Annotated in this window: 10 protein-coding genes; 9 read left to right on the plus strand and 1 reads right to left on the minus strand. The window is 72.0% G+C overall.

Translation table 11 applies throughout. The features are described 5' to 3' along the window. The first annotated feature begins 6 nt into the window (after positions 1-6). The 7 genes from BLP38_RS13040 to BLP38_RS13070 are packed head-to-tail and all read left to right on the plus strand — an operon-like array spanning position 7 to position 9,699. Positions 7-978: an AAA family ATPase gene (locus tag BLP38_RS13040; RefSeq protein WP_091358576.1), complete on the plus strand. Its 972-nt coding sequence runs from the start codon at positions 7-9 to the stop codon at positions 976-978. Beyond that, positions 978-2,306, plus strand: a complete 1,329-nt coding sequence (locus BLP38_RS13045; protein WP_091358579.1) for a DUF58 domain-containing protein — start codon at positions 978-980, stop codon at positions 2,304-2,306. Before BLP38_RS13040 ends, BLP38_RS13045 begins: the two co-directional genes overlap by 1 nt. Beyond that, a complete protein-coding gene (locus BLP38_RS13050) occupies positions 2,303-4,639 on the plus strand; it encodes a transglutaminase domain-containing protein (protein ID WP_091358581.1) in 2,337 nt (778 codons plus the stop codon). Before BLP38_RS13045 ends, BLP38_RS13050 begins: the two co-directional genes overlap by 4 nt. Beyond that, positions 4,636-5,697, plus strand: a complete 1,062-nt coding sequence (locus tag BLP38_RS13055; RefSeq protein ID WP_157681108.1) for an RDD family protein — start codon at positions 4,636-4,638, stop codon at positions 5,695-5,697. The genes BLP38_RS13050 and BLP38_RS13055 overlap by 4 nt, the downstream gene beginning before the upstream one ends. Further along, positions 5,694-6,515, plus strand: a complete 822-nt coding sequence (locus BLP38_RS13060) for a PP2C family protein-serine/threonine phosphatase (protein WP_091358588.1) — start codon at positions 5,694-5,696, stop codon at positions 6,513-6,515. Before BLP38_RS13055 ends, BLP38_RS13060 begins: the two co-directional genes overlap by 4 nt. Then, on the plus strand, positions 6,515-7,978 hold the full coding sequence (locus tag BLP38_RS13065; RefSeq protein ID WP_091358591.1) for an FHA domain-containing protein: 1,464 nt from the start codon (positions 6,515-6,517) through the stop codon (positions 7,976-7,978). The genes BLP38_RS13060 and BLP38_RS13065 overlap by 1 nt, the downstream gene beginning before the upstream one ends. Continuing rightward, entirely contained in the window at positions 7,975-9,699 is a 1,725-nt protein-coding gene (locus tag BLP38_RS13070; protein ID WP_091358595.1) for a serine/threonine protein kinase, read from the plus strand. The genes BLP38_RS13065 and BLP38_RS13070 overlap by 4 nt, the downstream gene beginning before the upstream one ends. Before the next feature lie 9 nt (positions 9,700-9,708). Here BLP38_RS13070 and BLP38_RS13075 read toward each other — a convergent pair whose 3' ends face one another. After that, positions 9,709-10,143, minus strand: coding sequence for a dehydrogenase (locus BLP38_RS13075; protein ID WP_091358600.1), 435 nt, complete (start codon positions 10,141-10,143; stop codon positions 9,709-9,711). Between the two features lie 166 nt (positions 10,144-10,309). Here BLP38_RS13075 and ypfJ point away from each other — a divergent pair, with 166 nt between their 5' ends. Together ypfJ and BLP38_RS13085 are read left to right on the plus strand one after the other, a co-directional pair. After that, positions 10,310-11,185 (plus strand): KPN_02809 family neutral zinc metallopeptidase, encoded by an 876-nt coding sequence (gene ypfJ / locus BLP38_RS13080; protein WP_091358603.1) that lies wholly within the window; start codon positions 10,310-10,312, stop codon positions 11,183-11,185. A gap of 192 nt (positions 11,186-11,377) precedes the next feature. Beyond that, a complete protein-coding gene (locus tag BLP38_RS13085) occupies positions 11,378-12,925 on the plus strand; it encodes a DEAD/DEAH box helicase (protein WP_091358606.1) in 1,548 nt (515 codons plus the stop codon). The last annotated feature ends 38 nt before the right edge of the window (positions 12,926-12,963 follow it).

A 12,963-nucleotide genomic window follows, 5' to 3' on the forward strand; every position in this document is an offset into this window, starting at 1 on the left:
GAACGAATGAGCATGACCCCTGAACAGGCGGCCTGGTTCCGCGACACGTTCACGCGCCTCGTCGACAACGTCGACCAGGCCCTGATGGGCAAGCGCGAGGTGGTCGGCCTCGTGCTGGCCGCGATGCTCGCCGAGGGCCACGTCCTCCTCGAGGACGCTCCCGGTACGGGAAAGACGAGCCTCGCGAAGGCGCTCGCCGCGAGCGTGCAGGGCACGTCCACCCGCATTCAGTTCACGCCCGACCTGCTGCCTTCCGACGTGACCGGTGTCACGATCTACGACCAGCAGAACCACAAGTTCGAATTCCACAAGGGACCCGTCTTCTCGTCGATCGTCCTCGCCGACGAGATCAACCGCGCCTCGCCGAAGACGCAGTCGGCCCTCCTCGAGGTCATGGAGGAGTCGCGGGTCACCGTCGACGGCGTGCCGCACGAGGTGGGCCGCCCGTTCCTCGTCATCGCGACGCAGAACCCGATCGAGCAGGCGGGTACCTACAAGCTGCCCGAGGCCCAGCTCGACCGCTTCATGATCAAGACGTCGATCGGCTACCCCTCGCTCGCCGTCGCCGAGCGCATCCTCGCCGGCGATGTCGACCGCAACCCGTCCGGCAAGCTGAGTCCCGTCATCACGACGAAGGCCGTCGCCGACATGGCCGACCTCGCGGCGACCGTCCACGTCGACCCCGCCGTTGCCCGCTACGCGGCGCAGCTGGTTGAGGCCACCCGCGAGTCGGATGCTACGAAGCTCGGCGTCTCGGTCCGCGGTGCGATCTCGATGATGCGCATCGCGCGCGTCGTCGCGGCATCGCAGGGCCGTCACTACGTCATCCCCGATGACGTCAAGGCGCTCGCCGCGCCGGTATGGACCCACCGCCTCGTCCTCGACCCCGAGGCCGAGTTCTCGGGCACGACGTCGGAGTCCGTCATCGAGCGCGCTCTCACGCAGGTCGAGGCGCCTCTCGCGAGGGCGTCGGCCTGATGACGATGACGCCGGAGACGGTCGCCGCGCCGGACGCGCCCGGCCCCTCCGGCGCGCCCGCGGACACCGTCGAGGACGCTCCCGCCTTCGCCGCGCGTCAGGCGACGCGGGGCGAGAAGTTCCGAGAGGATGCCGCGGTCTGGGCGCGCCGCGCCGGTGCGCGGATCTCCGTCGTCGCCGCCGTCATCCAGGTCACCGGCTGGGTGGTCATCGCCGTGGCGATCGTCCTGTGGATCGCGGCGCTTACGCTCGGGTGGCAGGAGGCGTTCGTCGCGGCCATCGTGGCGACCGTCCTCGCGCTCCTGTGCGTGGGCTTCCTGTTCGGTCGGACGGCGTACGACGTGGACCTCGATCTCACGCGCACCCGCGTCGTGGTGGGGGAGCGGGCCGTCGGCGCGCTGAAGCTGGCGAACCGCACCTCCCGCGCCCTGCTTCCCTCCGAGATCGTCCTGCCGGTCGGGTCCGGGCGGGGGGTGTTCCAGGTGCCGCGCCTGCAGGCGGGCGAGGAGCACGAGGAGCTGTTCGCGATCCCCACGACCCACCGGGCGGTCCTCTCCGTCGGGCCCGTCAGCGTGCTCCGCGGCGACCCGCTGGGCCTGTTCGAGCGCACCCACGACCGGCGCCAGGCCGTCGACCTGTTCGTGCACCCGCGCACGCTCCCGCTCGAGGGGCTCTCGCTCGGTCTGATGCGCGACCTCGAGGGGCTGCCCGACCAGCACCTGGCCCGCGACGACGTGTCGTTCCACGCGCTCCGCGACTATCAGCCGGGCGATGACCTGCGGCACGTCCACTGGAAGTCCACGGCCCGCACCGGCACCCTCATGGTCCGCGAGTACGAGCAGACCCGCCGGTCGCACTTCGTCGTCGCGCTGTCGACCCATCCCGGAGAGTACCGGGATGCCGACGAGTTCGAGACGGCGATCTCGGTCACCGGGTCGGTGGGCCTCCGGGCGCTCCGCGATTCGCGCTCCCTCGACGTCCGCACGTCCGAGGGCAAGATCCGAGCCGAGACGGGTCGCCGCTTCCTCGACTCGCTCTCCGCCCTCGAGACGACGAAGCCCCGCGATGGCGGGATCGTCGCCCTCGCCGGCATCCTGGCCGCCCATTCCCCGGATGCCGCCGTCGCCGTCCTCATCTGCGGGTCCACGGTCGACGCGGGCCAGATCCGGTTGGCGTGCTCCCGCGTGCCGTTCGGAGTGCGCACCATCGCGGTCATCGCGGACAGCCGCCTCGAATCCCCCGCGCTGCGCCGCGTGGGCGACGCCGACGTCGTCGCCCTCGGGCACCTCGACCAGCTCCCGAACGCCCTCCGCAAGGTACTCTCGTGAACCGTCTCGCCTTCCTGCTGCTGCCCGGCATGACCTGGCGCCGTGTCGTCGCGGACGTCGGTGCCGTGGTCCTCCTCCTGACGGTCGCGATCATCGGCTTCGCCGCCACCTTCGACGGCACGTCTTACCTGGTCGCGGCGATCGGTGCGCTCCTGCTGGGTCTCGTGCTCGCGTGGGTCGGGGCGCGCTGGCGCTGGGGGGTCCTCACCCTCACGGGCGCGACAGTCGCGGTGTACTTCCTCTTCGGCGGCGCGCTCGCCCTGCCGCACACGACCTTCCTCGGAGTCATTCCGACGCTCGAGACCTGGCGTCAGCTCGCGGTCGGCGTCGTGACCTCGTGGAAGGACCTGCTCACCACGGTGCCGCCGGTGGACCCCGGCGACGGACACTTGATCGTGCCGTTCCTCCTGACGCTCGTCGCGTCGGTGCTCACCGCATCGCTCGCGCTCCGGCTGCGGCGTGCGGCGTGGGCGCTGATCCCCGCCTCCCTCTACATCGCGGGCGAGATCCTCCTCGGCACCGCTCAGACCGTCGCCCCGATCGTGCAGGGCGTCCTCTTCGCCGTCGTCGCCGTCGTCTGGCTCGCGCTGCGGACGATGTGGAGCCCGGAGCGCACCGCCGTCGAAGCGGCGACGCCGGGAGCGGATGCCTCGCGCGCCGCACGACTGCGTCGCCTCATCTCGGGCGGCGTCGTCCTCGCTCTCGCGACGGGTGCAGGCGCCGCGGTGGCGGCGACCGCCGCACCCCCCACGCAGCGTTACATCCTGCGGGACTTCGTCGTCCCGCCCTTCGACATCCACGACTATGCGAGCCCGCTGCAGGCCTGGCGCAAGTACGTCCGCGATTACACGACCGATCCGCTGTTCACCGTCACCGGCCTCCCGGAGGACGGCCGCGTGCGCCTCGCGACGATGGATTCCTACGACGGCATCGTCTACAACGTCGCCGAGGACGGTGCGGGTTCGTCGAGTGCGTTCACTTCCATCCGCTCCAACATGTCGCCGCAGGCGGAGGGGACCGAGACGAAGGTGCGCGTCGACATCGAGAACCTCTCCGGTGTCTGGCTGCCGACGGTCGGTTCCGCTCGCGAGTTCGATTTCGCCGGGACGCGCGCGACCGACCTCCGTCGTGGTGCGCACTTCAACGACGGCACGGGGACGGCCGTGACCACCTCGGGTGTCCGATCGGGTGACGCGTACACGATCGACACGATCGTTCCCCCGGTCGTGAAGGATGAGCAGCTCTCGGAGACCCCCTTTGCGTCGCTGAAGATGCCCAAGCAGGCGGGCATCCCGCAGGCGCTCAGCGAGATCGCCTCGGACGCCACGGAGGATGCCGAGACGCCGATCGACCGGGCGCGGGCGCTCGAGACCTATCTCCAGACGGACGGCTACTTCAGCCACGGTCTTGCGAGCGACGTCTACTCGCCCTCCGGTCACGGTGCGGCGCGCATCTCGATGCTCGTCTCGAACGAGCAGATGATCGGCGACGACGAGCAGTACGCCGTCGCCATGGCCCTCATGGCGACGCAGCTCGGCATGCCGGCGCGCGTCGTCATGGGCTGGCACCCCGACCAGGACGAGAAGGATGCCGGTGGCGTCTTCACTGCGACGGGCGAGAACGTCCACGCGTGGGTGGAGATCGCGTTCGAGGGTGTCGGCTGGGTGCCGTTCGACCCGACCCCCGACGAGGACAACGAGCCGAGCCAGCAGAACACCAAGCCGCGAGCGAACCCCAAGCCGCAGGTGCTGCAGCCGCCGCCGCCCGCTCAGGAGCCCGCGGAGCTTCCGCCGGCACTGGCCGAGGAGCGCGATCAGGACGAGCAGCCCGACTCCGGTCTCGGGTGGCTGGGGCCCGTGCTGCTGTGGACGGCGGTCGGTCTGGGCGGCATCCTCCTGCTCCTGTCGCCCTTCCTCGTGATCGGTGGGATCAAAGCCGCGCGGCGTACGCGCCGCCTGCACGCGGAGCGCACCGCGGATCGCGTGTCGGGCGGGTGGGACGAACTCGTCGACCGCGCCGTCGACTACCGCATCAGCGTCCCGCCGGGGTCCACGCGAGCCGAGAGCGCGGTCGTCGTCGGCGAGTCGTTCGACGGTGCCCGCGTTGCGACCCTCGCGCAGCAGGCCGACGCCGACGTCTACGGTCCCGGCGACCCCAGCCCCGAGGACGTCGACGCGTTCTGGCGCGAGGTCGACGAGATCGTTGCAGGCATGGCCGGCGGAGCGACGTTCTGGCAGCGCCTGCGAGCGCGGCTGAGTCTTCGGTCGCTGCGACGCGACCGGACGAATCTGTGGGCGAGTCTTTCGACGATGGTCCGGACGCGACGACGATGACCGAGCGTCACCCGGCGACGATGCTCCACCGCATCCTCGCCGTCGTCATCGACTCCGTGATCGCGGGAGTCGTCGTCGCGCTCGTCTCGGGTGTGGTCGTGACCGCGTCGGTCCTCACCGGTAGCGCCGTGCCGGTTCTCGTCCTGGTCCCTGCGGTCATCGTCGCCGCGATCGTCTGGTTCCTGATCCACACGGCGCTCCAGGGTCGACGCGGATCGCTCGGCATGAGGTTCATGGGTCTCGCGCTCGCGCACTCTGCGGACGACGCCGGCCTCGGTTTCGGACGTGCACTCGGGCGCAACCTGATCTGGGGACTGACCGGCAGCGTCCTCGTCGGGCTGTTCTCGCCCCTGTTCGACCCCTCGCGGTGGCGACGCGGGTGGCACGACATCGCATCCGGTGCCGTCGTGGTCGACGTCAGCCGCGTCGAACGGCCCGACCGGGTGCAGGCGGCGCCGGCCTCCCCTCCGGCCGCCGACCTCGCCCCTGCCCCTGCCCTGGCACTGTCGCCGGAGCCTGTGCTCGCGGCGGCGCCCGCCCCGGTCGTCGCTCCCGCGCCCGCGCCCGCGGCGCCCGCGCTGCAGGGTGCCGCCCTGCCGGCACCCGCGTGGGCCCCGGCATCCCCTCCGGCGAACCGGCGCATCCCTCGGACGCTGCCGGTCGACGTCATCTCGACCGTTCCCGGGGTTCCCCACCGCGACGGAAAGCCCGATGCGGTGGAGCACGCGGCTCCGCCGGTCATCGCGATCCTCCGCTGGGATGACGGCACCCGTCACAACGTCTACGAGCCGAGCCTGTTCGGCCGCGGCCCCGGACATCAGGAGGGACGTCGCAGCGTCGCCGTGCGCGATGAGACGCTCTCGATGTCCAAGACCCACTTCGAGGTGGGCGTCGACGCCACGGGAACCTGGATCGTCGATCGGCACTCCCTCAACGGCGTCGTGATCGTCCGCGGCGGCCAGCCGCAACGGCTCGCGCCCGGAGAACCCGCGCGCATCTGGTCGGGCGACGTCCTCGAGGTCGGCGACCGGAGCTTGACGGTGGAGAGCGCCCGATGATCGCGATCGACGTGGAGATCGGAGCGGCGACGCATCCGGGCCTGCGGCGACGCGTCAACGAGGATTCGCATCTGGCGGAGTACCCGCTGTTCCTCGTCGCCGACGGCATGGGCGGTCACGACGCGGGAGCCGCAGCGAGCTCCGCCGTCGTCACCGAGTTCCGCACCCTCGTCGGCCGCGACTCCGTCGGCATCGAGGAGATGCGGGGCGCCCTCGCCCGGGCACGTGCCGCCGTACTCCGGATCAGCCATGAGGGGCGTGCGGCCGGCACGACCCTCACCGGCGTCGCGGTCACCGAGGTCGGCGGGCACGGCTACTGGCTCACGATCAACGTGGGCGATTCGCGCACCTACCGGTACGCGGAAGGTGAGCTCGAGCAGATCAGCGTCGATCATTCCGTCGTCCAGGAACTCATCGACGCGGGCGAGCTGACCGGCGAAGCGGCAGGCCGCGATTCGCGGCGCAACGAGATCACCCGCGCGATCGGCGCCGGCAGCGGCGGTGAGGCCGACTTCTGGCTCGTCGCGGCCGAACCGGGGGACCGCATGCTCATCTGCTCGGACGGGCTGTCGGGCGAGGTTCCCGAAGAGCGCATCAGCGGCATCCTGCGAGATGTGAGCGACCCCGGCGAAGCGGCGACCCGCCTCGTTCACGAGGCGATGCTCCACGGCGGTCGCGACAACATCACGGCTGTCGTGGTCGATGCCGTCCGCGTGTCAGGGCAGGATGATGATGCGTACGACACGTCGCCCGCGGGCCGCGTGTCGCACGCCGACGAGGACACACGGCCGCGTGCAGCGGCAGGAGGAGACGCCTGATGCGCTCTGTGCGATACCGGCCTGACGGCAACGCCGAGGCGTGGCGTGCTGCCGTGACCGGATCCGCGCTCGCTGTGCTGCCGCCGGCGGTCACCCCGCACGCGGTCGAGGGCGTCTGGCGTCGCCTGGACGGCGGGGGCATCGGTGCCGTCCTCGAGTCCCTGACCGGCGCGTTCGGGACGTCGCTCGCGGCGATCCCGCCCTTCGGTCTCGCCGTCGCCGAGGGCGACGGCGTCCGGGTCGCCGTCCGAGGTCCGGTCACGCTCGTCGTCGAGACCGCGGACGGCGTCGACGCGATCTCGGGCGACGGCGTCGCCACCTGGACCGAACGGTTCCTCGCCGGGGTCGTGCGCGTGAGCGTCGACCTCGGGACGGGCACGGATGCCGACATGCTGCCGATCGAATCGGGAGTCGTCCCTGCGGCCGAGGTCGTCTTCGACCTGGCGGGCGGCGATACTCCGACGCCCGTCGCCGCCGCCGCACCGGCGGTGTCTGCCCCCGCCGCCGAGCCCGAACGCGCGCTCGAGCCCGAACCCGCGCTCGAGCCCGTGCCGGAGCCGGAGCCCGTGGCGGAGCCGGAGCCCGTTCTCGAGCCGGAGCCTGAGCCGGCCGTCAAGCCTGCGCCCGCGGCGGAGCCGGAGCCCGCGGCGGAGGCCGCCTCCTCGCCGGAGGTGGAATCCCCGGCCGATCTCGGCGAGACCATCGCCTCACCCCGCACCCGGGCGAAGGAACCCGCCTCTGAGCTCGCGCCGGAGCCCGCGACCCCCGGCCTCGTCACCGGCGTGCCGCCCCTGCACACCCTCGGCGGATCGCCGGTGTCCACCCCGGGCGGATCCGCGCCCCACAGTGCGGCGACCCCCTCCGAGACCGTCTCCGGCATCGACGACGACCCCGAGCTCGGCGCGACGGTCGCGAGCCCGCGCACGGCGGCCAAGGGAACGACGGCGGTGCCCGCTCTCCCGCCCTTCGTGCCGCCTGTGCCGCCGCTGCCGCCGGACGTGGCAGGCGCCGCGCAATTGGGTGACCACGACGGCGCCACCGTGTCGGTCGCCGAGGCCCGCGCGATGCGCGCGGCATCCACGTCCTACGACTCGATCGAGGACGTCCCGCCGCGCAGCCCCTCCCGCGGACGCATCCGCCTCGCCGACGGGCGGGTCGTCGAGCTGGAGCGCACCGTCATCATCGGGCGCCGTCCCCGCTCCACCCGCCCGGCCGAGAACGACCTGCCCACGCTGGTCGCCGTCGACGGGCCGCAGCACGACATCTCGCGCAACCACGTCGAGATCCGCGCCGAGGGCGAGCACGTGCTCGCCGTCGATCTCGCGAGCACCAACGGCACCGTCCTCCTCCGCGGCGGCCACGACCCCGTGCGACTCCACCCGAACGAGCCGACCATGGTGATCGACGCCGACGTACTCGATCTCGGCGACGGCGTCACCCTCACCTTCGAGGACCTTCCGTGAGCTCCAAGCGCGCCCCTGCGCCGCCGCCCCAACTGCCCGGCTTCTCGTACGTCCAGGTCCTCGGGTCCGGGGGCTTCGCCGACGTCTACCTGTACGAGCAGGCGCTGCCGCGGCGTCGGGTCGCGGTCAAGGTCCTCCTCGCCGACAAGATGACCAGCGGCGTCGCCGAGCAGTTCCAGGCCGAGGCCAATGTCATGGCGATGCTGTCGACGCATCCCGCCATCGTCACGATCTACCAGGCCGGTGTGTCGGACGACGGCCGCTCGTATCTGGTGATGGAGTACTGCTCCAAGCCGAATCTGCAGGTGCGTGCCCGGTCGGCGCCCATCTCGGTCGCGGAGTCGCTTCGCGTCGGCATCCAGGTCGCCGCAGCCGTCGAGACGGCGCACCGTGCCGGCATCCTCCACCGCGACATCAAGCCGGCGAACATCCTCGTCACGGAGTACAACCGCCCCGCGCTCACCGACTTCGGCATCGCGACGACGGCGGAGGGCACCGATCCGTCGGCCGGGATGTCGATCCCGTGGTCGCCGCCGGAGTCGTTCGCCGACAGCCCCGACTTCACCGTGCAGTCCGATGTCTGGGCTCTGGGCGCGACGGTCTACAACCTGCTGGCGGGTCGGTCGCCGTTCGAGGTGCCCGGAGGGCGCAACGGCGGCGCGGATCTGATCCGCCGCATCGAGTCGGAGCCGCTCGCGCGCCTCGAGCGCGCGGACGTGCCGGCGTCCCTGTTCCAGGTGCTCGAACGCTCCATGTCGAAGCGGCCGGGCGACAGGTACGAATCCGCCGTCGCCTTCGCGCGTGCTCTGCAGAAGGTGCAGATCGAGCTGGCTCACTCCGTCACCCCGATCGACATCCTCGACGACGCTCCGCCCATCGAGGACGAGGAGGAGGACGGCGAACTCACCCGCGTCCGCGGCATCGTCAGCATCGATCCGCACACGTCGCCCGCCGCGGGGCCCACGTGGGAGCGTTCCGCTCTCGCCGGCGGGCTCGGCACAGGGGTGGATGCCACGGCTCGCCGGGACACCTCGGGCTGGGCACCCGTCGACACGGGCACGAACACCGGCTCCGACGCGACCATGCTGCGCCCGCCGACGGCCATCCCGCCGTCTGCCCCGGTCACCACCGCGGCGGACGAGGGCACGATCGTGCGGGGGCCCCAGCGCATCCCCGCTGCCACGGCGCCGACGTCGCCTCTTCCGCCGTCTGCGACGACCGGTGCGCCGCGGGCCGCATCTCCGCAGGCCGCATCTCCGCAGGACACGGCACCGCCGACGGATGCTCCGGCCACGTCCCGCAGAGGTCTGTGGATCGGGCTGATCGCCGCCGCTGTCGTCGCCATCGTCGTGGTGGGAGCTGTCGTCGTCGCGTCCCTCCTGACGCCCCCGGTCGACGAGGCAGCTCCCGAGACCTCGCCCTCGGCGGCGCCGATCCCGCAGGATCCCGTGTCGGAGTTCATCGCGCCGCCGACCGAGGGCGAGAGTTCCGTGTCGGGCGACAAGGCGACGTTCCGCTGGATCAACCCCGATCCGCAGGAGGGGGACACCTACCTGTGGCAGCAGGTCCGTCTCGACGGCGGCGAGGCGACGGCGGCGAACGTGCGGGAGACGAACGTCACGGTCTCCCTCGGCTCGGACACCCAGCTCTGCATCGACGTCAGCGTGCGCCGTGAGAACGGCTCGACGAGCGACCCGCTCCGCATCTGCGCGACGTCCTGAGCGATCGGCTCAGCTCCGGTCGAGCACCTTTACGATGACCGACCGACGGCGCAGCTCCGCGACCGTCCGGGTCTCCTCGTGCGCGTCGCGGCCGAGCGCCTTGACGTCGGTGACGACGAGCACGTCCCCGGCTCCCAGGCGGCCGAACAGGCGCGTGAGCCGTTCCTCCCACGTCTCCCCGATGTCGGGGGCGGGATGCCGGAACCCCTCGATCGGCACGCCGAACTGCGCGAGCGCCTCGCGCTGCGCGACGACGCTCGGCATGTCGGGTCGCGAGACGACGAGACCCACGAGCCGCGAGCCGGCCGGGAGGGCGAGCCACCACTCCGGGCTGGGGTGCAGCGCGGCGAAGCCGGGGGCATCCGTCGTCGGATCGTCGGGGATCGCGATGAGGCGCGATTCCGCGTAGTCCCCGGGTGCCGGTTCGTCCGCGCGTGCGTCCACTATGATCTCCTCCGCGAGCGACGACGCGGTCAGCGCCGCCGCACTCCATTGTGCCCGATGGCCCCATTGTGTCCGATCGCGCGGGCGCGCGGGGGGGCGCGAGTAGGGTTCCGGGCGTGGACGCAACCCGTGTCGTCCGAGGCGGCGGCGGGAGTAGCGTCCGGGCATGACCTTCAACCCGAACGCGGATGTGCGGGGCAAGAGCGCGACCCGCCGCGGTGGCCGCGGCCCGATGATCGCCGGTGGCGCCGGAGTCGGGGTGATCGGCATCGCCGTGCTGCTCTTCTCGCTCTTCACCGGGCAGGACCTCAGCGGGCTTCTCGGGGGCGCGCCGGGCGGCGGCGGTTCCGAGCCGGGGACGGCGTTGACGAACTGCCAGACCGGCAGCGATGCGAACAACGACGACGCGTGCCGGCTCGACGCCGGCGAAGAGGTCATCAACTCCTACTGGGAGGGCGAGTTCGGCGGCGACTACCGGGCTCCGAGCCTCGTGATCGTCGATCAGCAGGCGCAGACGCCGTGCGGAACGGCATCCAATCAGACGGGTCCGTTCTACTGCCCGACCGACGAGACCGTGTACATCGACCCCACGTTCTGGTCGATCCTGCGCGGTCAGTTGGGCGCCGAGGGCGGCGACTTCGCGCAGCTGTACGTGCTCGCGCACGAGTACGGCCACCACGTGCAGCACCTGACGGGTGTCTTCGAGGACCACCCGCGCGACGGGACGGGTGAGGACAGCAACGCCGTCCGGACCGAACTGCAGGCCGACTGCTTCGCCGGAGCCTGGGCCGCAGAGGCTCCGAAGCAGACGGATGCCGCCGGGCAGCCCTACCTGCTCGAGCCGACGCGGGCGCAGATCGACGATGCGCTCTCCGCCGCGGCGGCCGTCGGGGACGACCACATCCAGGAGCAGTCGGGACGCGTGAACCCCGAGAGCTGGACCCACGGCTCGAGCGAGCAGCGACAGCGCTGGTTCATGGCCGGCTACGAGGGCGGCCACGCGGCGTGCGACACGTTCGCCGTGTCGGGTGCGGAGCTCTGAGAGCCTCGCCCAGGAGGCGACTGATAGGCTGAACGGGTTGCGGTGCCTTCTCTGGTGCCCCTCGCGTCGTAGAACGCATCATCCGCTGCCGATCCACCGATCGTCGCTGGCGACTCCTTCTCACGGCGAACCCGTCTGCGCATCCGCACTCGGGACACCGATCCGGGCGAACACGCCCGAGTTAGTTCTCTCATGACTGAACCCACGTTCGGCACGCTCGGCGTGCCCGCTCCCCTCGTCACCGCGCTCGCCGCGGACGGCAAGACCACCCCGTTCCCGATCCAGATCGACACGCTCCCCGACACGCTCGCCGGTCGCGACGTGCTCGGCCGCGGCCGCACCGGCTCGGGCAAGACCCTCGCCTTCTCGATCCCCATGGTCGCCCGCCTCGGACAGGGCCTGGCCGGCGGCACCCGCCGTCGCGGCCGCATCCTGGGCCTCGTCCTCGCACCGACCCGCGAACTCGCGACCCAGATCGACCGCACCCTCGCACCGCTAGCCGCCGCGTACGGGATGAAGACCGCGACGGTCTTCGGCGGCGTGAACCAGAACCGTCAGGTCGAGGCGATCCGCGGCGGTGCCGACATCGTCGTGGCCTGCCCCGGCCGCCTCGAGGACCTCATGCAGCAGAAGCTCGTGAGCCTCGACGCCGTCGAGATCACCGTCATCGATGAGGCCGACCACATGGCCGACCTCGGCTTCCTGCCCGGTGTCACCCGCATCCTGAACGCGACCCCGCAGGGCGCGCAGCGCATGCTGTTCAGCGCGACGCTGGACAACGGCGTCGACAAGCTCGTGAGCCGCTTCCTGCAGAACGAGGTGCTGCACTCGGTCGACGAGGCGCACTCTCCCGTCGCCGCGATGACGCACCACGTCTTCCACGTTCCCGGCTCCGACGAGAAGAAGGAGCTCGTGCGCTTCCTCGCCTCGGGCACCGGTCGCCGGATCCTGTTCCTGCGCACCAAGCACGCCGCGAAGAAGCTCGCGAAGCAGCTGACCTCGCAGGGCATCCCGTCGGTCGACCTGCACGGCAACCTCTCGCAGCCGCAGCGTGACCGCAACCTCGCCGCGTTCTCGGACGGTACCGCCCGGGTGCTCGTCGCGACCGACGTCGCCGCCCGCGGTGTGCACGTCGACAACGTCGAACTCGTCGTCCACGTCGACCCGCCCATGGAGCACAAGGCGTACCTGCACCGCTCGGGCCGCACCGCCCGCGCCGGCGCCGAGGGAGCCGTCGTCACCGTCGTGCTCCCGGAGCAGCGTCGCGACGTCGACTCGCTGCTGCGCAAGGCGTCGATCTCCGTCACGCCCGAGACCGTGACCGCGGCATCCGCCTCGGTCGTCGAGCTCGTCGGCCAGATCGCCCCGCACGTCACCCCGGCGCCCGAGCAGCCGCACACCCGCGGCGGGGGCCAGAGCCAGGGCGCGAATGCGCAGCGCAAGCGCGCCGCCCGCGAGGGTCAGGGCGGCGGACGCGGCCAGGGCGGCGGACGCGGCGAGGGCGGCGGGCGCGGTCGCGGTCAGGGCCGCACCTCCGACGCCACGCGCCGTACCGCAGACGCCCCGCGTCGCGACGGTCAGCCCGCTCGCGCGGCCGGCCAGGCCGCCTCGCACGGCGCTCCGAAGGCCGCTCCGGCCGGCGGCGCCCGGCGCACCGGCCGCCGCGCCAGCGGTGGCGGTTCGCTCACCGTCGGCTCGGTCGTCCGCCAGAACGGTGCCGGCCGCCGCAGCGGTCGCTGACCCGCAACAACATCCAGGTCGAGAGCCGCACCCCGTCC

Source organism: Microbacterium sp. LKL04 (assembly GCF_900102005.1).
Classification (GTDB): Bacteria; Actinomycetota; Actinomycetes; order Actinomycetales; family Microbacteriaceae; genus Microbacterium.

Bases quoted from the DNA above. Each gene is read 5' to 3' on its own strand.
- BLP38_RS13040 (WP_091358576.1), top strand. From the start codon at position 7: ATGAGCATGACCCCTGAACAGGCGGCCTGGTTCCGCGACACGTTCACG.
- BLP38_RS13045 (WP_091358579.1), top strand. From the start codon at position 978: ATGACGATGACGCCGGAGACGGTCGCCGCGCCGGACGCGCCCGGCCCC.
- BLP38_RS13055 (WP_157681108.1), top strand. From the start codon at position 4,636: ATGACCGAGCGTCACCCGGCGACGATGCTCCACCGCATCCTCGCCGTC.
- BLP38_RS13060 (WP_091358588.1), top strand. From the start codon at position 5,694: ATGATCGCGATCGACGTGGAGATCGGAGCGGCGACGCATCCGGGCCTG.
- BLP38_RS13065 (WP_091358591.1), top strand. From the start codon at position 6,515: ATGCGCTCTGTGCGATACCGGCCTGACGGCAACGCCGAGGCGTGGCGT.
- ypfJ (WP_091358603.1), top strand. From the start codon at position 10,310: ATGACCTTCAACCCGAACGCGGATGTGCGGGGCAAGAGCGCGACCCGC.
- BLP38_RS13085 (WP_091358606.1), top strand. From the start codon at position 11,378: ATGACTGAACCCACGTTCGGCACGCTCGGCGTGCCCGCTCCCCTCGTC.